Genomic DNA, 22,774 nt, shown 5'->3' on the forward strand with positions numbered 1-22,774 from the left:
GAGATCAGTTAGCCGATACCGGCCAGCGAACCGACGAACTCGCCGACGATCGCACCGATGATGGCAAACGAGAAGGAGACGTGCAGGCTTGCGAAGATCCAGCTCATCGCCGACGGCAGGATGACGTTGCGGGTAACCTGCCAGTTCGACGCACCGAGGATGCGGGCATTGGCGATCATGTTACGGTCGGCCTCACGCACGCCCTGGAAGGCGTTGGCGAACACGACGAAAAACACCATGATAAAGGCCAGAGCGACCTTGGAGGGCAGACCGAGACCCATGATCATCACGAAGATCGGCGCCAGCACGACGCGCGGGATCGAGTTGATCGCCTTGATGTAGATCGACAGGATATCGGAGGCCAGCTTGTTTCGGCCAAGAGCGACACCGACCAGAACGCCGGTGACCGAACCGATGACGAAACCGATCAGCGCTTCTTCCATGGTGACGCCGAGATGATACCAGAGCGAACCGTTTTCTGTGCCTTCCGTGACCCATTCGTAGAGCCTGTAGCCGATGGCGGTCGGGCTGGAATAGAAGAAAGGGTCGATCCAGTGCAGGTCCGAGGCAAGCTGCCAGACGCCGAGGATCGCTACCAGTATCGCCACCTGCCAGAAGAGAACGACATATTTGCGCTTGGTGATGGCCTTCAGTGCCGCAGCTTCGATTTCCACGTCCGAGGTGCCGGCGCGGAAGATCGGCGCATTGCCTGTCTCAAGGGCTGTATTTGCCATGATCAATCCTCCCCTTATGCCGCTTGAGCCGCGCGGCGATAGCTGGTCTCGACCTCTTCGCGAAGGTCGTCCCAGATCGTCTTGCAATAATCGATGAAGGTCTGCTCGTAGCGGATCTCGGAGACGACACGCGGACGCGGCAGGTCGATCTTATAGACCGACTTCACTGTCGCAGGTCCTGCCGTCAGCACATAGACCTTGTCGGCCAGTGCCACGGCCTCTTCGAGGTCGTGCGTGACGAACACCACCGAAGCCTGACGCTCGGCCCAGAGCTTCAAAAGCTCCTCGTGCATCACCGTGCGGGTCTGCACGTCGAGCGCCGAGAATGGCTCGTCCATCAGCAGGATTTCCGGCTCGTTGATGAAGGTCTGCGCCAGCGAAACGCGCTTGCGCATGCCGCCCGAGAGCTGATGCGGATAGTGATGCAGGAATTTCGTCAGGCCGACGCGGGCGAGCCAGTCCTTGGCGGTCTTTTCAGCCTCCGCCTTCGACTTGCCGCGAAACAGCGGGCCGGACATGACGTTGTCGATGACGTTCTTCCAGGGGAAGAGCGCATCCGTCTGGAAGACGAAGCCGACGCGCGGATCGATGCCGTCGACCGGACCGCCCATGAGGCGAACCTCGCCGGCGCTCGGCTTGGCAAGGCCGGTGACGAGATTGAGCGTCGTCGACTTGCCGCAGCCGGTCGGCCCGACGACGGCGACGAATTCGCCGCGCTCGACGGTCATGTTGAAATCGCGCAGCGCCGTCAGCGATTTGCCGGTCGGCGAGACGAAACGGCGGCTGACATTGATGAGCTCGATCGCCGGTGCCCGGCGTCCATCCTGTTGCATGGTGCTGATCCTGACGCGTGCCTTCAGGCGTGCACGCAAAGCCCGTGAGATACCGCCTCCGGTTCGAACCGGAGGCGAAGCGATGAATGCTTACTTGACGTTCTTGACGAACTCGGTCGTGTAGGTCTTCGACAGGTCGATCGTCTTGCCCTTGACGTTCTTCGAGAACTGCGAGAGCACGGCGAGAACCGTCTTCGGACCGTCTTCCGGCATCACGCCATCCGGCGTGAACATTTCCTTGCCGGCGTCGAGAGCCTTGATGTAGCCGTCCTTGTCGCCGACGTAGAAATCCTTCGGCATCTTGTCAGCAATCTCGGCGGCGGAATGGGTGTTGATGAAGCGCAGCGTCTTGACGAAGGCGTTGGCGAGCTTCTGCACCTCTTCCTTATGGGCATCGACCCAGGCCGCGTCCATGTAGAGCGAGGCGGCCGGATAGGTGCCGCCGAGAGCTTCTTCCGTGCCCTTGAGCGTACGCAGATCGACGAGGATCTTGGCTTCGCCGGTCTTCAGCATGCGCGAGATCGTCGGCTCGGTGGTCATGCCGGCCTGGATGGCGTCCTGCTGCATGGCGGCGATGAAGGTCTGGCCGGCACCGACCGGAACCGTGGAAACGTCAGAGGCCGAAAGGCCTGCCTTGGACGCCATGTAGAGCGTCAGGAAGTTGGTAGACGAGCCGAGGCCGGTCACGCCGAGGCTCTTGCCCTTCAGGTCGGCGAAGGACTTGAGTTCCGGATGCTTGGTCGAGACCAGCTCGACTTCGCCAGGCGCCTGGCTGAACTGCACGATGGACTTGATGAACTTGCCCTTGGCCTGCAGGTCGACACAGTGATCGTAAAAACCGACGACGCCCTGAACCGCACCGGCCAGCAGCTGATTTTCGGCATCGACGCCGGCGGATTCGTTCAGAAGCTCGACCTCGAGGCCTTCATCCTTGAAGTAGCCGAGAGATTCGGCGAGCTTGGCCGGCAGATAGATCTGCTTTTCGTAGCCGCCCACCATGATGGAAATCTTGTCGGCGGCATGCGCCACTGTCGCACTGAGCGAGGCGGCGGTCATGACGAGGGAAAGGGCTACGGTATGAAAAAGCGTGCGCGATGAACGCATGGGTATCTCCTCCTGTTAGATGCCTGCGTCATAGTGTAATCGCACGGCATGCGCTTCCTCCACGAAGCTGGGCAAGCCTAGCGCGGGCAACCTTTCAGTCAGCTTTCAGTGAGAAATCCCGCAAGTCGATACTCCCGATTTTATTGGGCCGTCGCCCTGCCTGTTTTCCGAACGAAACCTCATCATACGTCATACCCTTGGCAAGACGCTCTTGGCGCCTATGTAAAATAGCCGTTGCCACGAAAAGGACGAACTATGAAAGCAATAGCCGCAGCGCTCATTCTGTCGACGGTCGCCGCCGTCGGCCCGGCTCAGGCTATTTCCCGCTATGATTCACTTCGCCAGAGCTGTGCATCCGTGCAGCAGATCATTTCGAGAGAGCGGGCGGTATTGCTGCGCTATCCCTCGAGAAGCGGCAATGTCATCCTTTACGACCGCTACGTGGTGGACGACGGCCAGTGCGGTACGGGCAACTATGCAGCGCGCACGAGCGTGCCGACCAAGGATAACCCGCTATGCCCCGTCTACAATTGCAGATCGTCTTCCGTCTTCAATCCACATTGATGCCACGCTTCTTTCCTACCGCTACTCAAACGGCCGATAACGGACAAATCTTCGCCACCAAGGACTTTTAGTTGAATTTCGCCACCATTTAATACACACTGAGCGGGCAGACTGGGGCATGTTCCTTGCCTTTCCCCGGGCATCTGCAAGGTGCGTCCGCTGGGTCCCCGTTCACATGAGGAGATTATACAGTGAGTGCAAAAGTACCAAATCCGATTGACGCCTATGTCGGTTCACGCGTGCGAATGCGCCGGCTTATGCTCGGCATGAGCCAGGAACGACTTGCCGATCAGATCGGCGTCACGTTTCAGCAGGTACAAAAATACGAGAAAGGCACCAATCGCATCGGCGCCAGCCGGCTGCAGGCGATTGCGAGCGTTCTGGCGGTGCCAGTCGCCTTCTTCTTCCAGCAAGACAATTCGCAACCGCTGGCGACGGACGGCCTCGGCGCCATCAGCGGTCTCGAGGATCTCTCCGACTTCCTGACCTCCAAGGAAGGCCTGAGCCTCAACAAAGCCTTCATGAAAATCAACGATCCGAGCGTCCGCCAATCCGTGCTGATGCTCATCAAGTCGCTGGCCAACACCGCCGAGCCGGCAATTGTGCGTGCGCCGCCGGCAGCAGAGGTTCAATTCGGCCTGCGGAACTAAGCGCTGCGCCTCACCTGCCCCAACGGTGAGGCACGGACAGCGATTGCGACATACGCAATCGAAACGACACTGGAGCAGCCCGTATCCGCTTGAACGCTGAGGGATAGCTCCAGTTTTCTATCCGGATCACCTTGTCTGCTTGCGGGTTTTTCAACCTGAAAGCAGGATACGCAGGTGATTGCGATAGAGTTGCACTCATCGTAATGTAGGATTCTCGATCGTGGGTGACCGCCCGCAATCGCCGACCGTGAAGATGATTGCAGGCAATACCGGCATGGCGCTTGCGATGCCGGAATTTTGCCGGACGCAGTTGGGGATGCATGAACTTCAGGCTACTGACATTCGGAGATCTGCGTCTAGTCGACGGAACAGGTTCAACCGTTTCTTTTCCGGAAAAAGGCCTGCTGTCGGCCTGCTTCCTGCTGACCGGCTCCTCGCCGCACAAATCCCGCACGGAACTTGCTGAATTCCTCTGGGGCGACATTCCCCTGGACAAGGCGCTTGCCAATCTGCGGCAGACGCTATCGCGCGTCAAAAGCCGTCAGGATGAGCTCGGGATCGAGCTGCTGCTGATCGAGCAGGCGACCGTGAGCGTGAATATCGGCGCGTTCACCAGCGATCTGTCGCAGCTTGATGCCGCCTCGCAGACCACTCCTCACGGGGCGCTGAGCGAATTGCTGCAATTGGGCCGCTGGGATTTTCTCGCCCGCACGGAAGTCATCGGCGGTCAGGCACGCATGTGGCTGCATACGCAACGCGACCGGGTCAGGACGCAGATCCTGACGACGCTTCGCGACGCCATCGCGGCCGTGAACGAGGATACCGAAACCACCATCGTCAAGGAAGCGGCGCTGCGGCTGTTCGAGGCCTATCCCGAGGATGAAGCGGTCTACCAGATCCTCGGGCAGACCTACGCCGGAGAACCCCAGCTTGAGAACGCCCGCAACGTTTTCGAGAACCGGCGGAAATATCGCTGGGGCGAACTGCCGGTCGATCCCGACCCACAGACGCTCGGTGTGGCGCGGCGACTGTTCGAACGCCAGCGCGGCCTTGCGCCACAAGCCCGGCAGGAGGCAAGACCTCGGGTGGAAGCTGCCCCGCCGGCACTCCGCGGACCGCCAAGGCTCACCTTACTGCCGCCGGTGAACCTTGCGAGGAACCACCAGGCGGCCATCTTTCTCTCCGCGGCACTGCTGGAAGACATTACCGTCAGCCTCTGCGTGCTAAAGACCGTCACGATGGTGGCGCATTACACGGCGGAAAAGATCGCGCTCGATCTGGACCGGAGCGCAACACTGGAAAGGCACGACATCAACTACGTGCTGGATACCAGGCTCAGCTTCGACGGCAACGCCTATTGGCTTTTCACGCAACTGATCTATGCCGGCAACGACGAAGTCATCTGGGCGGAACGCTTCAGCATGGAAGCGCGGGATCTGCCGCGCCAGCATCGCGAAATCACCCAACGCATCGTGTCGGCCGTGGCAAACTCTATCGAGCGCAACGAATTTACCCGCGACTATTTCGAGCGCAACCCGGAAGCTTACCATCACTATCTGCTCGGCCAGCGTCATCTGAAGCATCTCGGGCTGCCGGACATCCGGCGCGCCCGCAAAGAGTTTCAGACTGCCCTGAAGGAAAATCCTTATTTCTCGCCGGCGCTAAGCGGCATAGCGCGTACCTATCACCTCGAATGGCTGGTGACCGCGCAGGGCGACGCAAGATTGTTGAAGCGTGCCGAGGAAGAGGCTGGAAGGGCGATTGCCACCGGCCAGGACATCGTCGGCGGCTACCATCAATTCGGCGTCGCCAAGCTCTACCAGGGAGCCTTTGATGAAAGCATCGAGGCCTTCAAACTCGCCGAGGTCATCAGTCCTCATTATGCCGACGTTATCGCCGACTATGCCGATACGTTGCAGCACGCCTCGCAACCCCGCGAGGCCTTGGAAAAGGTCGAACGCGCCATCAAGCTCAATCCGCTAAGCCCGGATCTCTATTTGTGGACCGCTGCGGGGGCAAACTATTCCCTGGAATGCTACGAGGAAGCCAACGCCTATATTGCACGCATGGCAGACCCTTCCCAGGCTGCCCGACTTGCCGCAGCAAGTGCCGCCATGTCGGGCGACATGCGCAAAGCCAAGACTCTGGTGCGCAAAGTTAAAGAAACCTATCCAGATTTTGATATTGATACTTGGCTCTCTATTGTTCCTTTCCGAGAACAATGGCAAAAAGACTTATATCGAGAAGGGCTCAAGCGGGCCGGATTTTAAATTATGCACATTAAAGCTGCGCATGGATTTTCCGAAATTCGACCCGGGTTTCAGAGCACATGCGCGAATAGGGAAAGAGATTGAAGATGGCAAACTTTGTAGTTTTTGGCATTCCTGGTGATTCCCAACTTTATCTTGCCGATATCGGCGCAGGCACCATATCTCCGCTCAACATACCGGCGGGCAGCGATCTCGGCGCGGCCGATCAATTGCGCAACGCTGGCGCAACCATCGTCAAAGGCGTCAATCTGGCCATCACTGTCGGTAGCGCCTCCAGCGCGGGTTCCGGCAGAATGGATGACGCCGCCGCCAGCGGCAGGATGGACGACAGTGCACCAAGCGGCCGGATGGATTAAAGAGCCAACACCCACGTGACAATAAACGCGGCTCCGTTGGCTTCCCTCCTACCGGAACTCCTCAACAAGGATTCCGGTGAGGCGTTACCTATAGCTGCCGCTCTTTATTCGGACAGAAGCTGCTCTGCCGAGGAGACTTTTCGGCGGATCGAGCCTTACCTTGCAGCCCACGGTGTCACCCGCCTCGGCCGCCTGACGGGGCTCGACAAGATCGGCATTCCCGTATGGCAGGCGGTCAGCCCCAACGCCCGTTCGATCGTCATCAACAATGGCAAGGGCATTACCGATCTCGATGCCAAGGTCTCGGCGGCCATGGAAGCACTGGAACGAACCGTCGCCGGCGCACCTGCCCTTTCGACCGTCATGACCAGCCGCCGCCAACTTCTGGCCAAAGGGCACCACGCCGATCCGCTGCTCCCGCTCGTTGCCAAGGCGCAGGCCGATATCGATGATGACGAGGAGATTGCCTGGGCCGAGGGCTACGATCTCATTACCGGCAGGCCCGCCTGGATCCCCTTCAACGCCGCAACACTCGATCGCACCATCCGCAATCCACGCTTCTGGCAATCCTCCGACGGCCTCGCCTCCGGCAACAATCTCACCGAGGCCATCCTGCACGGTCTGCTCGAACGCATCGAGCGCGACGCCGAGGTGCTTTGGGAAATTTCCGAGCCGAAGCTGCGGATGGCTGCTTGTATCGACCCGGCATCGTTCGCCGATCCGGTGCTGAATGGGCTGATCGCCAAGATCACCTCCGCGGACCTCACTCTCCGGCTGTTCGATATCACCAGCGATATCGGCATACCCGTTGTCGTCGCCCTTCTCGGCCCGTCGGAAATCACCCAGGTAAGACGTATCCGCTACCTCGATGTCACGATCGGCAGCGGCGCCCATCCGTCGCCGGTACGGGCGGCGATCCGTGCCGTGACGGAAGCCGCGCAGTCGCGCCTGACCTTCATCAGCGGCGCCCGCGACGATATCCGGCCCGAAAATTTTACCCGCGAATTGCCGGAGAGCATCCGCCGTTGCTTCGACGCCGTCCCGAGGACGGCGGCACCATCGAATGCCGCCTTGCCGGAAGGAGCCGAGGGGCTGTTGCAACTGACGATCGATCGTTTGCGGCGGACAGGCATCAACTCCGCCATCGCCGTTTCGCTTGGCGACCCCTCGCTTCCCTTTGCCGTCGCCAAGCTCGTAGTGCCGCAGCTGGAAAATCCGGCCGGAGACCGCAAACGCCGCTTCGGCTACCGCGCCATCTCGAAGACGTTGCAACTGCTATGAAGATCCTGTTCGTCGGCCCGACACTACCCGATGCCGCGGAGATCATCGATCCCGGCATCGCGCTGCGCCCGCCGGCGCAAAAGGGCGATATCGTCGAAGCCGTCGAAGAGGGCGCCAACGCCATCGGTCTGATCGATGGGTTTTTCGAGAATGTCGCGCCTGTCTGGCACAAGGAAATCCTCTTTGCCCTGTCGAAAGGCGTCCGCGTCTACGGCGCTGCCAGCATGGGAGCGCTGCGCGCCGCCGAATGCGCCGCCTTCGGCATGGTCGGCATCGGCCGCATCTTCGAGGCCTATGCCTGCGGGGCGCTTGCAGATGATTCCGCCGTGGCGCAGATCCATGCACCCGCCGAACTCGGATACAGGCCACTGAGCGAACCGCTGGTCAATGTGCAGGCAACATTGCAAGTGCTTGTCGAGACCGGCGCAATCAGCGAGCCGGAGCGGGCAGCCCTCCAGGCTTGCGCCGAGACCATGTTCTTCAAGTCGCTCACCTATCGCTCGGTGACCACATCGGCCGCCCTGCCGGACCCGGCGCGACGGCCGGCAATTGCCGATCTCCTGCGCGCCAATGCGGTCAACCAGAAGCGCATCGACGCACTGCAATTGCTGAGTGCGCTTGCCGACTGCCCCGACGAGCGCCGGCAACCACCGCGCGACTGGACCTTTCAGGCCAATAGTTTGTGGCATTCCGCCTTTCACCACCTTGAAATTGCATTGTAAATTCCCCGCGCAATCTCGCCTCGTGTCACGCTGTATGTCACGCGCCAAGGCCCGGGACATACGCTAGTATTTCCTCATGTTTCTGGCGACGGGTATCGCGTCCGCTAGAAACAGGGGGCAAAAGGGGCGTAAAATGACAGCAATACTTCCTATCGAAATGGCAGCTCACGATTCCGACTCGCTGAAAGAGCTGGCGTCCATCGCACGGCTGATCACATATGCGCGTCAAAGTGCCAAGAGCCTGGAGGCCGAGTTTCCGGTCTGGTGCCTGGATCTCGCGCTCGGAGCCGTGTTGCAGGAAATGTACGCAAATGGCCTGCCAATGCCGCTTTTTGAAGAGGGCGCGGAGAAGGCGAACATGGCCGTTGCGCATTAAGCGTTATCGCTCGAATATTCTGTCTTCGGGGGCGGAGACAGAAGCAATGCCGGCATGGTCCTGAACCCTGCCGGCATTGCTGTTTTACCGGTCAGTTGCACCGACGCGGCTGAACGCCCGCCACAAAGATAGCAATGCATTGCCGCAGATGCCGCAGGCGGGTTTCGCGGTCCGGCCAATCGTTCGTCTTGCCGGGAAGCGTTATCATCGCGCCGAAGATCATGTTCATCAGCATGCGCGCACCACTTCCGGCATCGGCAATTTCGATCAAACCGCGCTGCTGCTGCAAATCGAGCCAGTCGACCAGCAATTGTCGTGTCTGCTCGGCTCCCTGCGTGCGCAGCAGCGCCGCGATCTCGGGAAATCGCTGCGCCTCGCTCATGACGAAATGAATGAAGGCCTCGCGGTCACGCTCGGCCGCTTCGTCGATATCGATCATGAAAATCTGTTCGAGCGCTTCGGTGAGCGGCAGATTTTCCTTGGGGTCGCGTGGCAGGGCCAGCATCGAGGCGCGATGCTCGGCCATGAGCGCCATGAAAAGCTCTGTCTTGCTCGAAAACAATCGGTAGAGGGTCTGCTTCGAAATCTTGCATCGTGCGGCCACGAGATCCGTGGTCGTGCCACCGTAACCGAGCTCATGAAACGTCGCACGGGCCGCCGCGATGATCTCCGCCCGCCTTGCGTCGTCGCTCACCGTTTTCGGGCGGCCGCGTTTGCGGGGAGCAGCGGCCTGCTCCGCATCGCCCGCTCTTGCTTTCATCCGCACTTCCATCTTAACCTAAAAAAGCCAAATGAGATTGACATTTACGGTGGTACAAATATTTTCCGTACTACTTGGTACTGTAAATAAGGCAATGGGAAATAGCAACGTGGGAAAGCTCGTCTCTTCTACCCCTGTATCCGCACGTCCGGCGCGAAGCGGACGTTTTCCGGCTGCCCGGATCTCGCTCCTCGTCGCAGGGGTCGCCGCCACGATGCTGCTGGCCGGCTGCAACGAGCAGAAGGCTGCGCAGGGTAGCGCGCCCGCCATCAAGACCGAGGTCAGCGCCATGACGCTGCACCCTCAATCCGTGGCGATCACCGCCGAACTGCCGGGCCGCACAAGCGCCTATCTGATCGCCGAAGTCAGGCCGCAGGTCGGCGGCATCATTCGCAGCCGCAACTTCAAGGAAGGCAGCGAGGTTACCGCCGGCGACGTGCTCTACGAAATCGACCCGGCCTCCTATCAGGCATCCTATGACAGCGCCGTTGCGGCCTTGCAGAAGGCGCAGGGCGCCGTGCCGAGCGCCCAGTCGAAGGTCGACCGCTACAAGAGCCTGACGGCGCAGGACGCGGTCAGCAAGCAGAATCTCGACGATGCGCTGTCCACCCTGGCCCAGGCGAACGCCGATGTCGCATCGGCCAAGGCAGCCCTGGAGACCGCACGCATCAATCTCGACTACACCAAGATGCGCGCGCCGATCGGCGGCCGTGTCGACGCCTCGGCGGTCACCGTCGGCGCCCTCGTCACCGCCGACCAGACGACGGCGCTCACCACCATCCGCCAGCTCGACCCGATCAATGTCGACGTCACGCAGTCGAGCACCAACCTGCTCGAATTCCGCCGCGCCATTGCCGACGGGCGGTTGAAGACCAGCGGTGACAACGTTTCCGTCCATCTGACGCTGGAAGACGGTTCCCAATACAAGGAAACCGGCAAGCTCGAATTTGCGGAGGCCGCGGTCGCCGAAACCGTCGGCACCATCACCGTACGCGCCGTCTTCCCCAATCCGGACCGCATATTGTTGCCCGGCATGTATGTTCGCGCCACCATCCAGGAGGGCGTCGCCGAAAACAGCTTCCTCCTGCCGCAGCGTGCCGTCACTCACAACACCAAAGGCGAACCGATAGCGATGTTCGTGACTGCCGAGAACAAGGTGCAGCAGCGGGTGCTGAAAGTGCAGCGGAGCATCGGCAATAGCTGGCTGGTGAATGAGGGCATGACCGACGGTGATCGTGTCATAGTCGAAGGCGGCCAGCGCGTCCGCGACGGCCAGGATGTCAACGCCACCGCCGTGACCATCGATGACGCGACCGGCGAGGTGAAGCAGGCCGCCGCCGACAGCAAGCCCGCCGAGCAGGCCGAGCTGGAAAAGACCGATACCAAAGCCGGATCCGGCGCCCAGAAGTGAGGTAAGCGATGTCGCGTTTTTTCATCGACCGGCCGATCTTTGCCTGGGTCATTGCCATTGTCATCATGCTTGCGGGCGCGCTGTCGATCCTGACGCTGTCGATCTCGCAATATCCGCAGATCGCCCCGACCACGGTGAGCATCAACGCCACCTATTCCGGCGCTGACGCCGCTACCGTCGAAAACTCGGTGACCAAGGTCATCGAGCAGGGCATGACCGGTATCGACAATCTCGACTATATGACGTCAACCTCGACCTCGACAGGATCTGCGTCGATCTCGCTGACCTTCACCAACAAGGCCGATCCCGACGTCGCGCAGATGCAGGTGCAGAACAAGCTGCAGCTCGTCACCGCGCAATTGCCGCAAACGGTGCAGACGACGGGTATCGTCGTTTCCAAGTCGACAGCGAACTTCCTCATGGTCGTCGGCTTTGTGTCGACCGACGGCAAGCTGAACTCCAACGACCTCGCCGACTATGTGTCCAGTACGCTCAATGACACGCTGAAGCGTATTGAAGGCGTGGGCAACACCCAGATCTTCGGCGCCGGCTATGCCATGCGCGTCTGGGTCGATCCGGACAAGCTCGCCAAATACCAGCTGATGGTGAGCGACGTCACCACCGCGATCCAGGCGCAGAACTCACAGGTTTCCGCCGGCCAGCTCGGAGCCTTGCCACAACGCAAGGGTCAGCAACTCAATGCGACGGTGACGGCTAAAAGCCGCCTGCAGACGCCGGAGCAGTTCAACAATATCATTCTGAAGAGCCTGCCCGATGGCTCGCTGGTGCGCCTCAACGATGTCGCGACCGTCGAACTTGGAGCCTCGTCCTACACCACCTCGAGCACCTATAACGGCCATCCATCGGCCGGTCTCGCCGTTATGCTCGCCTCCGGCGCCAACGCCATCAATACGGCAGAGGCGGTGCGGTCGACCATCGACAGCGTAAGGCAGACGCTGCCGCCGAACGTCGAAATCGTCTATCCCTATGACACAACGCCCTTCGTCAAGCTGTCGATCGAGGATGTGGTCAAGACGCTGTTCGAAGCCATCGTGCTCGTCTTCATCGTCATGTTCGTCTTCCTGCAGAACATCCGCGCCACCTTGATCCCGACGCTTGCCGTCCCGGTCGTGCTGCTCGGCACCTTCGGCGTACTGTCGCTGTTCGGCTATTCGATCAATACCCTCACCATGTTCGGCATGGTGCTGGCGATCGGCCTGTTGGTGGACGATGCCATCGTTGTCGTCGAAAACGTCGAGCGCGTGATGGAGGAAGAGGGGCTTTCGCCGCGCGAGGCGACGATCAAGTCGATGCAGGAAATCACCGGTGCTCTGATCGGCATCGCGACGGTGCTCTCGGCCGTGTTCATTCCGATGGCCTTTTTCTCCGGCTCCGTCGGCGTCATCTATCGGCAGTTCTCTGTGACGATCGTCTCGGCGATGATCCTGTCGGTCATCGTCGCATTGATCCTGACGCCGGCACTCTGCGCCACCATTTTGAAGGCGCCGGAGCATGGATCGAAGCAACGCGGTGCCTTCGGCTGGTTCAACCGCAATTTCGAGCGTGCGACGCTTCGTTATCAGAGCAGCATTCACGGCATGATACGCTGGAGTGCCGTCTTCCTGCTGATCTTCGTATTGATCGGCGGCGCCGTCGCTTACCTGTTCAACCGCCTGCCGAGTTCGTTCCTGCCGGATGAAGATCAGGGCATCCTGTTGACTGCGATCCAGCTCCCTCCAGGCGCTGCGGATTCCCGGACATGGGCTGTGCTCAATCAGGTGAAGGACTATTACCTCAACAACGAGAAGGACTATGTCGAAGGCGCATTCGCCGTCGCCGGCTTCGGCTTCAGCGGCCAGGGCCAGAATGTCGGTATCGTTTTCGTCCGGCTGAAAGATTTTGCCGAGCGTTCAACCCCGCAATCGAAGGCGCAGGCGATCGCCGGCCGCGCCATGGGCGCCTTCTCGAAGATCAAGGACGGCAGCGTCTTCGCGCTGGCACCACCGGCCATTCCCGGTTTCGGCAGTTCGAGCGGATTCGACTTCTTCATCAAGGACATCAACGGCGCCGGCCATGCCAGCCTGATCGCCGCCCGCAACCAGTTGCTGGGCGCTGCCGCAAAGAGCCAGAAACTGTTCGGCACCCGCCCGAACGGTCAGGAGGATACGCCGCAATATTCGGTCAATATCGATCAGGAAAAGGCGAGCGCGCTGAATATCAGCCTGGCGGATATCGACTCCACGCTGTCAACCGCCTGGGGCGGCACATACGTCAACGATTTCATCGATCGCGGCCGCGTCAAGCCTGTCTACGTCCAGGCCTACCAGGATTTCCGCATGCAGCCGGAGGATTTCGGCCGCTGGTATATCCGTAACTCCGGTGGCGACATGGTGCCCTTCTCGGCCTTCTCCAGCGGCGAATGGACCTATGGTTCGCCGCGTCTGGAACGCTATAACGGCTCGTCTGCCGTCGAAATCCAGGGGGCTGCCGCTCCCGGCGTCTCCTCCGGCGATGCCATGAACGAGATCGACCAGATCATGGCGACCTTGCCGCCTGGCTTCAGCCACGAATGGACCAGCCTGTCGGCGCAGGAAAAGCTCTCCGGCAACCAGGCAAGCCAGCTCTATGCCATCTCCATCCTCGTCGTCTTCCTGGCACTGGCCGCTCTCTACGAAAGCTGGTCGATCCCGCTTGCCGTCATGCTGTCGGTGCCGATCGGCATCTTCGGCGCGCTGCTTGCCGCGATCCTCTTCGGCCAGTCGAACGACGTCTACTTCAAGGTCGGCCTGCTGACGACCATAGGACTGGCGGCCAAGAACGCCATCCTGATCGTCGAATTCGCCATCGAGCAGCAGAACAGCGGCAAGAACCTGATCGACGCGACGTTGGAGGCATCCCGCCAGCGTCTTCGTCCGATCCTGATGACCTCGCTCGCCTTCATCCTCGGCGTCATGCCGCTGGCGATCGCCAATGGTGCGGGCTCGGGCAGCCAGAACTCGATCGGCATCGGCGTCATGGGCGGCATGATCTCGGCAACCGTGCTCGGCGTATTCTTCATCCCGCTGCTCTTCGTCTCTGTGCGCCGCATCTTCAAGGGCAAGGTGCAGGCGACAGGCGCGACAACGCCGGAGGCCACGCAAGCTTGACGCGCTGCCCCGACGGACGATAGCCCGCCAGGTTTCCAAACATCGTAAAAACACAGCAGGCTACGGCGATATCACCGTAGCCTGCTGTGTTTTGGCCTGGATATGGACGATCATCAGACAGCAACATATGCACGCTCAGGGGATTACCAAAGCTGGCAGATCAAGCTGCTGTCCATAGCCGGTTCAGATCGATGAGGAAATGACCGGCGGTGCCGGCTCCTGCTTCGCCGACCACCGGCTGTGGAGCTTGGCAAGCATCAGATAGATGATCGGCGTCGTATAGAGCGTCAGGATCTGCGAGACGACCAGGCCGCCGACAATGGTAATCCCTAAGGGACGGCGCAGTTCCGCCCCGGGGCCGGTGGCGATGATCAGCGGGATGGCACCCATGAGTGCTGCAAGCGTCGTCATCAGGATCGGGCGGAAGCGTTTGAGGCAGGCCTGGTAGATCGCCTCCTCCGAGGGCAGGCCAAGCTTGCGTTCGCCCTGCAACGCAAAATCCACCATCATGATGCCGTTCTTCTTGACGAGGCCGATCAGCAGGATGATGCCGATGAAGGCGATGATCGTCAGCTCCGTGCCGCTGATGACCAGCGCCAGCAGCGCGCCGAGACCGGCAGACGGCAGTGTCGAAATGATCGTCAGCGGATGCGCCAGGCTCTCGTAGAGAATGCCGAGGACGATATAGACCGTCAGCAGCGCCGCCAGCAGCAGCAGCGGCTGGCTGCCCGAGGACTGCGTGACGCTGGCGGCATCGCCGGCAAAATCCGCATGCAGTTCGTCGGGCAGATGCATCTCCAGCACCGCCTTCTGAATGGCATCGTTCGCCACTTGCAGCACGCCGTTGAGCGCCAGATTGTAGGAGATCGTCACGGAGGGATATTGCCCCTGGTGATTGACCACCAGCGGCGCCAGCGTCCGCTGGATCGAGGCGACAGCACTGAGCGGAACCTGGATGCCGCCGGACGCCGGGACATAGAGCTTGGAAATATCGTGAGGATCGCGGGCGTAGTCGGGATTGGCCTCCAGCACGACGCGATACTGGTTGCGCTGGGTGTAGATCGTCGAAACCTGCCGCTGCGCGAAGGCATTGTTGAGTGCCGCGTCGATCGACTGGATGCTGACGCCCAGCCGCGAGGCCTCGCTGCGATCGATGTTGACCGTCGCCTGCAGACCGTTTGGCTGCCGGTCGGTGGCCACATCGGTCAATTCCGGCAGCGCCTGCAGGCGTTCGAGCACTTTCGGCGCCCATTCCACCAGTTCGTCGTAATTCGCGCCCCAGATCGTGAACTGATATTGCGACTGCGACTGACGCGCGCCGGCGCGGATGTCGCCCGGTGAAAACAGGAATGTGCTGAGGCCCGGAATGGCCATCAACTGCTTGCGCAGCCGATCGATCACCTCGGCTGTCGATGCGCGCTCCGATTCCGGCTTCAACGAAATGAACAGCTGCCCCCGATTGACCGAGCTGGAAAACCCGCCGCCGCCGACGGAGGAGCCCACACCGGAGACGGCCGGGTCCTTGCCGACGAGATCGGCGGCCTGCAACTGCAATTTGACCATGGCGGGATAGGAGATATCGGTCGCTGCCTGCGTGCCGCCCTGAATGAAGCCGGTATCGTCCTGTGGGATGAAACCCTTAGGCACCTTGACGTAGAGATAGGCGGACATGACGACGCAGGCGAAAATGACGAGGACGGAAAGCACGCGGTGATGCAGAACCGCCTTCAGCGTCCGGCCATAAAAATTGGTAACCGCGCCAAGCGTTCCCTCGACGATCCGGGCAAACAGGCCCGGCTGGGCCTCCATGTCGTGCGCCCGCAGGCGATGGCCGCAGATCATCGGCGTCAGCGTCAGCGATACCAGGGTGGAGACGACGATGGTGAAACCGAGCGTCAGCGAGAAGGTCTGAAAGAACCGGCCGACGATGCCGCCCATGAAGAACAGTGGAATAAAGGCGGCGAGCAGCGACAGGCTGATCGAAACCACAGTGAAGCCGATCTGCTTCGCACCCTCGAGCGCCGCCCGCATCGGCTTCATGCCGCTCTCAAGATTGGCGTAGATGTTCTCGATCATCACGATCGCATCGTCGACGACGAAGCCGACGGAGACCGCGAGCGCCATCAGCGACAGATTGTCGATCGACAACCCGAAGAGCCACATGGCGGCAAAGGTGCCGCACAGCGACAACGGCACGGTAACACCCGCCGCAAAAGTGGGCGTGGCACGCCGAAGAAACGTGAAGACCACGGCCATGACCAGGCAGATGGTGGCCACCAGCGTCCACTGCATGTCGGTGACGCTGGCGTGGATCGTCGTGGTGCGGTCGGAGAGAACGGCAATGTGGATACCGGCCGGGATCAGCCGTTGCAGCTCCGGGATCAGCGTCTTCACGCCATCGACCGTGGCGATGACGTTGGCGTCCGCTTCCTTGGTGATGTTCAGCAGCACGGCAGGCTTGCCATCGAACCAGGCATCGGAGCGGCTGTTGCGCACGCCGGGCTCGACCGTGGCGATATCGGAGAGGCGGACAGCCGTACCGTCGCCGCTGCGCACGACGAGACGGCCGTAGGCCTCGGGTGTGCGCAACTGGCTGTTCAGGGAAATCGAGAAGGCGGCGCTGCTGCCGTCGATCGAGCCGGCCGGCCCGAGCGTACTGGCATTGACGATCGCCGTGCGGACATCGTCCAGCGCCAGACCCATGGCTGAGAGGCGGTCAGGATCGAGCCTGACGCGAACGGCCGGCTGATCGGCGCCGCTGACCGACACCTGACCGACGCCATCGACTTGCGAGATGCGCTGCACGGCGATGGTATCAGCCGCATCATAGATCGCGCTTGCCGGCACGGTGTCCGAGGTCAGCGCCAGGATCAGGACGGGAGCCGCGGCCGGATTGATCTTGCGGAAGGAGGGCAAGGTCGGCAGGTCGCCGGGCAGATCGGTCGCTGCCGCATTCAGCGCCGCCTGCACGTCCTGCGCCGCACCGTCGACGCTGCGCGACAGATCGAACTGGGCGACGATGCTGCTCGACCCGAGCGAGCTGACGGAGGTCAGCTGCGTGATGCCGGCGATGGTGCCGAGATGCCGTTCAAGCGGCGCCGCGACGCTCGCCGCCATGCTGGCAGGGTCGGCGCCGGGACGGCTGGCCGAAACGACGATCGTCGGAAGATCGACGGTCGGCAGGCTTGCCACCGGCAGGAAGCGATAGGCGACGATGCCGAGGATCACCAGCCCGATCGCCAGAAGCGTCGTGCCGACGGGACGCTTGATGAACGGCTCGGAGAGGTTCATGTCTCGCCACCCACAACATCGTCCAGCTCCGGAGCCGGCGTGCCGGTCGGCCGACCGACGATGCGGGCACGCAGGTTTTCGAAGGCGAGATAGATCACCGGCGTCGTATAGAGCGTCAGCAGCTGGGAGAGCACCAGACCACCGATGATGGTGATGCCGAGAGGGATGCGCAGCTCCGCTCCCGTGCCTTGCGCCAACGCCAGGGGCAGCGCACCGAAGAGTGCCGCCAGCGTCGTCATCATGATTGGGCGGAAGCGCAGGATCGAGGCTTTCAGGATCGCTTCGCGCGGCGGCAGCCCCTCCTTGCGCTCGGCCTCGAGCGCAAAGTCGATCATCATGATCGCATTCTTCTTGACGATGCCCATCAGGAGAACGATGCCGATCAGCGCGATGATCGACAGGTCCTGACCGAACAGCATCAGCGCCAACAGCGCGCCGACGCCCGCCGACGGCAGGGTCGAGAGGATCGTTATCGGATGCACGGCGCTTTCGTATAGCAGACCAAGAACGATGTAGATGGTCACGACGGCCGCGAGGATCAGCCAGGGCTCCCCGGCCAGCGACGAGGCGAACTCCTCTGCATCACCGGAATAGCTGCGCTGGATGGTATCAGGCATGCCGATATCCTGCTCGGCGGTCTGGACCTCGGCCACGGCATCGCTGAGTGAAGCGCCCTTGGCGAGATCGAAGCTGATGGTCACGGCCGGAAACTGCTCATCGTGACTGATGACCAGTGGCGCTGTGGCAAACGTCGCCGTGGTGAAGGCATTGAGCGGCACCTGCGTGTCGCTGGCACCGGCGACATAGAGCTTGTCGAGCGACTTCGGGTCCGCTTGGTATTGCGGCGCCGCTTCCAGGATGACACGATACTGGTTGGCCTGACCATAGATCGTGGCGATCTGCCGCTGGCCGAAGGCGTCGTTCAGCGTATCGCTGACGGCCTGCATCGAGACGCCGAGGCGCGAGGCGGTTTCACGATCGACATCGACGAAGATACGGCCGCCGCCCATCTCGACTTCCGAGGAAACGTCGATCAACTTCGGGCTTTGCTGTAGCCGCTGCGCCAGTTTCCCAGCCCAGTCGACCACAGCCCCCGTATCAGTCGCGGTCAGCGTATATTGATAGGGCGCGCGGCTGGCGCGCGTGCTGATCGAGATATCGCGCACGCTCTGGAAGGTGACGTGGATGCCGGGCAGGTCGGCCACTTCACCGCGCATACGGTCGATGATGTCAGCGGCAGAATCGGTGCGCTGGTTCCTCGGCTTCAGCACAAGACTGAGGTTGGCCGTGTTGAGCGTCAGATTGCTGGCGCTGGTGCCGATGACCGAGACGACGCCCGAGACATCAGGGTCCTTGCGCAGCCGGTCGGCCACCGTCGCCTGCGTCTGCTTCATGGCTTCGAAGGAGGTGGTCGGCTCCGTCTCGATGACGGCGGTGATCAGGCCGGTATCCTGCGGCGGCAGGAAGCCCTTGGGGATGACGATATAGAGAGCGACGGTGGCGGCGAGCGTTACCATCGTAATGATCAGCATCAGCGCACTGCGGTCGACCGCCCAGACGAGGCTGCGGCGATAGCCATCGATCAGCCACTCCATGAAGCGGTCGGCGCCCGCCAGGAAACCCCTGCGATGCTCCTTGGGCTTGCGCAGGATGCGGGCGCACATCATCGGTGTCAACGTCAGCGAAATCACCGCCGAGACCACGACGGCGATGGTCAGCGTCAAGGCGAATTCGCGGAACATGCGCCCGACGATGCCGGTCATGAACAAGAGCGGGATGAAGACGGCAACCAGCGAGACGGTCAGCGAGATGATGGTGAAGCCGATTTCGCCGGCACCCTTCAGCGCCGCCTGCATCGGGTTCTCGCCCTCCTCGATGTGGCGGGCAATGTTCTCGATCATCACGATGGCATCGTCGACGACGAAGCCGGTGCCGATGGTGAGCGCCATCAACGAGAGATTGTCGAGGCTGAAGCCGGCAAACCACATGACGCCGAAGGTCGCGATCAGCGACAGCGGCAGGGCGACACCGGCGATGAAGGTTGCCGTCACCGTGCGCAGGAACAGGAGAACGACGAGGATGACGAGACCGATGCTGACGACGAGCGTCCATTGCACATCGTGGATCGAGGCGCGGATGGTCTCGGTACGATCGTTGACGATGTCGATCGAGATACCGGCCGGCAGGGCCTGCTTCAGCCGCGGAATCTGCTTCAGCACGCCCTCGACCGTCTGAATGACGTTGGCGCCCGGCTGGCGCATGATGTCGAGGATGACGGCAGGCTTGCCCTGATACCAGGCGCCGACGCGGGTATTCTCCAGCCCCTCGACGACGGTGGCGACATCCTTCAGCTGCACGGGCGCATTGTTGCGATAGGCGACGATGATGGAGCGGTAGATGGCGGGATCGACGATCTGGTCGTTGGCGGCCAGCGTGAAGCTCTGGTTCGTGCCGTCGAGAGCGCCCTTGGCACCGGCAACGCTGGCATTGGTGATCGCCGTGCGCAGATCCTCCAGCGCCAGCCCATAGGAGGCAAGGCGCGGCAGGTCGGCCTGGATGCGGATGGCGGGCTTGACGCCGCCCTGGATGTTGACGTCGCCGACGCCAGTGACTTCGCTGAGGCGCTGCGCCATCATGGTGTCAGCGAAATCGCTGAGTTCGCGGATCGAATAGCTGTCGGAGCGCAGCGCAAGCGTCAGGATCGGCGTATCGGCCGGGTTTACTTTCGAATAGGTCGGCGGATAGGGCAATGTGCGCGGCAAGGTCGAGCCGGCGGCATTGATCGCCGCCTGCACGTCTTGCGCCGCGCCGTCGATATCGCGGCCGAGATCGAATTGCAGGGTGATCTGGCTGATGCCGAAAGCACTCGAGGAGGTCATCGACGCCAGCGACGGGATCTGGCCGAGCGGCCGCTCCAGCGGCGCGGTCACCAGTGCCGCCATCGTATCTGGATCAGCTCCAGGAAGCTGCGTCGTCACCTGGATCGTCGGAAAATCCACCTGCGGCAGCGGCGCGACCGGCAGGAACAGAAAGCCGAGAATACCGCCCAGCAGGACGGCCACCCCAAGAAGCGAGGTGGCGACCGGCCGGGAGATGAAGAGCGACGAGACGTTCATTGCTGCGGCGCTGGCATGGCGGTTGAATTGGTGGATGCGGCAGCGCCTCCGTCGGCATTGGGAGCCGGATTGGCAGCATTGCCGCCATCGGCGTTCTGTTTGCGATGACCGCCATTACCGCTGCCCTGGCCATCGTGCTGGCGATGCGGCCGCTGCCCATCACTGGCTGTATTTCCGTCGGCCTGGGTCGCGGCACCGGCAACCGGCTGCCCATTGGCATCAGGTTTCGCCGCATCCGGCACTGCCGGAGCAGTACTTGCGGAAATCTGCACTTTCGACCCATCCTGCAGACGAGCAAAACCGGTCGTCACCACCTTGTCGCCTGCGGCCACACCATTGGTGATGACGGCCTGTACATCATCCTGCTGGCGCACCGTCACCGGCTTCATGGCGACCGACTGATCCTGCTTGATGATATAGACGAAGGTGCCATTCGGTCCGCGTTGCACGGCAGCGGTCGGAATGACCGTGACGCCCTTCAGCGTTTCGACCAGCAGGCGGGCATTGACGAAGGCACCCGGCCAGAGCGCCAGCTTGTCGTTGGGGAAATTGGCCTTCAGCCTGACCGTACCGGTCGTCGGATCCACCTGATTGTCGACCACCGCCAGCGTGCCGTTATCGACCACCGTCTGACCGTCGCTCGCCATCGCCTGAACGGAAAGCGCGCCGGCGGCACTTGCGGCGTTGACGCGAGCAAGCTGCTGCTGCGGGACGGAAAAGAGCACGGAGATCGGCCGGATCTGCGACAGCGTCACGATGCCCGTCGTGTCGGAGGAACTGACGAGATTGCCGATATCCACGTTGCGGATGCCGGTGCGCCCGTCGATCGGCGCCTTGATCGTCGTATAGTCGAGCGTCGCCTGCGCACTTTCGATAGTCGCCTGATCGACCTGGACCTGTGCCGTATATTGGGCGACCAAGGATAGCTGGGTATCGACCTGTTGCTGCGTGCCGGAGGCGCTCTTTACCATGAGCTGATAGCGGGCAAGATCGCGCTGTGCGCCGGCGAGCAGGGCTTCGTCCTGCGCTTTCTTGGCGATCGCCTGGTCGAGCTGGGCCTTGTAGACCGCATCGTCGATGCGGGCGATCACGTCACCCTTCTTGATGTCCTGGCCTTCGTCGAAATCGATTTCGACGATCTTGCCGTTGACCTGCGCGCGCACCGTGACCGTGTTCAGCGCCTTCACTGAGCCGACGCCGTCGATATAGACCGGCACATCGGTGCTTGTCGCATCCGCCGCCAGCACCGGAACAGGCCCGCTGAACTGCGAGAGGCCGCCGCGCCGCCCGCCGCCGCCCTGGCGCTGACCACTCCGGCGTTCGCCCTGGGCCTGCTCGCCGGGCGCAGCCGTGCCTTGAATGCCAAGCAGGCGCTCCGCACCGCCAAGCCAGCGATCCCGCGTCGCGTAGGCGCCGTAAGCCACGGCGCCAATCACGACCACCGATATCAGGACCCGAAATGTCCGAGCCATCAATACACCTTCCTTCAGGGCGCCCGGCTTTCAAACAATCCGCCGACGCAATATGAGCGCGACTTTAACTTGCATCGCCCCACTTAGGAATTTGGTTAGGCCATTAAATTTTGTCCATTTTCGCGTGGCTTAGCTTAACAAACTGTCACATTGAGCAAAAACTAGGGTTGTGGTTGCAAAAAACGGGCGACAGCGCACGTCCCCGCTGTCTTCTCGAAAATCCGGTCCTTGCCGGCCTAAAGCACGCCCCAGCCGCGATAGCGCCCGCGGCCGGTCATTTCGCGCACGCCGAGCTCAGCCACGAGGTTGAGCGCGCCGCGAGAGGTGACGCCGGCATGGCGGGCGATCATCTTCGCGGAAACAATCGGCCGCGACAGCACGATCTCGATGACCCCAGGCAGGCTGCTGTTCGACCTGCGATCCTTCAGCCGCCTTTCCATTTGCAGCTTGGCAAGCGACAGGCGATCGAGCTCCTTCAGCCCCGCATCGGCCGAGAGTGTCATGGCTTCGAGAAATGCCATCAGACGCGTGGTGCGATCGGGCGCGCGACGGCGTTCGTGGCGAACGGATTTCAGACCGACATTCAGGCAGAGAAGATGCGAGGCGACCTTGCCGCGGCTGCGCAGATAGGCGCTGACGAGCAGGCTGCCCAGCCAATGCTGCCGCCGTAGCGGCTCCCCCCCCCCCC

Annotated in this window: 16 protein-coding genes and 1 pseudogene; 9 read left to right on the forward strand and 8 right to left on the reverse strand. The window is 61.6% G+C overall.

Going from position 1 to position 22,774, the window contains the following annotated elements; all coding sequences use genetic code 11:
* Nucleotides 1–11: 11 nt before the first annotated feature.
* From PMI03_RS14305 to PMI03_RS14315, 3 genes and pseudogenes are all read right to left on the reverse strand, one after another.
* Nucleotides 12–734 (reverse strand): annotated as a pseudogene (locus tag PMI03_RS14305) (ABC transporter permease); the annotation flags it as partial.
* A 14-nt stretch (nt 735–748) separates the two neighbouring features.
* Complete coding sequence (locus tag PMI03_RS14310; protein WP_007694401.1) at nt 749–1,567, reverse strand: ABC transporter ATP-binding protein; 819 nt, start codon at nt 1,565–1,567, stop codon at nt 749–751.
* Between the two features lie 90 nt (nt 1,568–1,657).
* Complete coding sequence (locus tag PMI03_RS14315; protein WP_007694402.1) at nt 1,658–2,671, reverse strand: ABC transporter substrate-binding protein; 1,014 nt, start codon at nt 2,669–2,671, stop codon at nt 1,658–1,660.
* 255 nt (nt 2,672–2,926) lie between these two features.
* On the opposite strand from PMI03_RS14315, the gene PMI03_RS14320 reads away from it, so the two are divergent.
* From PMI03_RS14320 to PMI03_RS14350, 7 genes are all read left to right on the forward strand, one after another.
* Nucleotides 2,927–3,235, forward strand: a complete 309-nt coding sequence (locus PMI03_RS14320) for a hypothetical protein (protein ID WP_007694403.1) — start codon at nt 2,927–2,929, stop codon at nt 3,233–3,235.
* A 191-nt stretch (nt 3,236–3,426) separates the two neighbouring features.
* Nucleotides 3,427–3,885 carry a helix-turn-helix domain-containing protein gene (locus tag PMI03_RS14325; RefSeq protein WP_007694405.1) on the forward strand — a complete coding sequence of 153 codons (459 nt, stop codon included), beginning with the start codon at nt 3,427–3,429 and terminating at the stop codon, nt 3,883–3,885.
* 320 nt (nt 3,886–4,205) lie between these two features.
* A complete protein-coding gene (locus PMI03_RS14330; protein ID WP_007694407.1) occupies nt 4,206–6,155 on the forward strand; it encodes a hypothetical protein in 1,950 nt (649 codons plus the stop codon).
* An 86-nt stretch (nt 6,156–6,241) separates the two neighbouring features.
* Entirely contained in the window at nt 6,242–6,511 is a 270-nt protein-coding gene (locus tag PMI03_RS14335) for a hypothetical protein (protein ID WP_007694409.1), read from the forward strand.
* A 90-nt stretch (nt 6,512–6,601) separates the two neighbouring features.
* Complete coding sequence (locus PMI03_RS14340; protein ID WP_187152334.1) at nt 6,602–7,792, forward strand: YcaO-like family protein; 1,191 nt, start codon at nt 6,602–6,604, stop codon at nt 7,790–7,792.
* Nucleotides 7,789–8,514, forward strand: coding sequence for a TfuA-like protein (locus tag PMI03_RS14345; protein ID WP_007694414.1), 726 nt, complete (start codon nt 7,789–7,791; stop codon nt 8,512–8,514). Before PMI03_RS14340 ends, PMI03_RS14345 begins: the two co-directional genes overlap by 4 nt.
* Nucleotides 8,515–8,647: 133 nt before the next feature.
* The gene (locus tag PMI03_RS14350) at nt 8,648–8,890 is read left to right on the forward strand and encodes a hypothetical protein (RefSeq protein WP_007694417.1); all 243 of its coding nucleotides are present in this window, start codon (nt 8,648–8,650) and stop codon (nt 8,888–8,890) included.
* Nucleotides 8,891–8,981: 91 nt separating this feature from the next.
* Here PMI03_RS14350 and PMI03_RS14355 read toward each other — a convergent pair whose 3' ends face one another.
* Nucleotides 8,982–9,662 carry a TetR/AcrR family transcriptional regulator gene (locus PMI03_RS14355; RefSeq protein ID WP_007694419.1) on the reverse strand — a complete coding sequence of 227 codons (681 nt, stop codon included), beginning with the start codon at nt 9,660–9,662 and terminating at the stop codon, nt 8,982–8,984.
* Nucleotides 9,663–9,744: 82 nt separating this feature from the next.
* Here PMI03_RS14355 and PMI03_RS14360 point away from each other — a divergent pair, with 82 nt between their 5' ends.
* On the forward strand, nt 9,745–11,061 hold the full coding sequence (locus tag PMI03_RS14360) for an efflux RND transporter periplasmic adaptor subunit (protein WP_081500812.1): 1,317 nt from the start codon (nt 9,745–9,747) through the stop codon (nt 11,059–11,061).
* Nucleotides 11,062–11,069: 8 nt separating this feature from the next.
* A complete protein-coding gene (locus PMI03_RS14365; RefSeq protein WP_007694423.1) occupies nt 11,070–14,207 on the forward strand; it encodes an efflux RND transporter permease subunit in 3,138 nt (1,045 codons plus the stop codon).
* A gap of 183 nt (nt 14,208–14,390) precedes the next feature.
* Here PMI03_RS14365 and PMI03_RS14370 read toward each other — a convergent pair whose 3' ends face one another.
* The 4 genes from PMI03_RS14370 to PMI03_RS14385 form a co-directional block, all read right to left on the reverse strand.
* Entirely contained in the window at nt 14,391–17,498 is a 3,108-nt protein-coding gene (locus tag PMI03_RS14370) for an efflux RND transporter permease subunit (protein WP_007694424.1), read from the reverse strand.
* On the reverse strand, nt 17,495–20,614 hold the full coding sequence (locus PMI03_RS14375; protein ID WP_007694426.1) for an efflux RND transporter permease subunit: 3,120 nt from the start codon (nt 20,612–20,614) through the stop codon (nt 17,495–17,497). Before PMI03_RS14375 ends, PMI03_RS14370 begins: the two co-directional genes overlap by 4 nt.
* Nucleotides 20,611–22,086: an efflux RND transporter periplasmic adaptor subunit gene (locus tag PMI03_RS14380; protein WP_007694429.1), complete on the reverse strand. Its 1,476-nt coding sequence runs from the start codon at nt 22,084–22,086 to the stop codon at nt 20,611–20,613. The genes PMI03_RS14375 and PMI03_RS14380 overlap by 4 nt, the downstream gene beginning before the upstream one ends.
* Nucleotides 22,087–22,322: 236 nt before the next feature.
* The coding region (locus PMI03_RS14385; protein ID WP_007694431.1) for a DUF1612 domain-containing protein at nt 22,323–22,774 on the reverse strand (452 nt) is incomplete at its 5' end.

Origin of the sequence: Rhizobium sp. AP16, assembly GCF_000281735.1 — a bacterium.
GTDB lineage: Bacteria > Pseudomonadota > Alphaproteobacteria > Rhizobiales > Rhizobiaceae > Rhizobium > Rhizobium rhizogenes.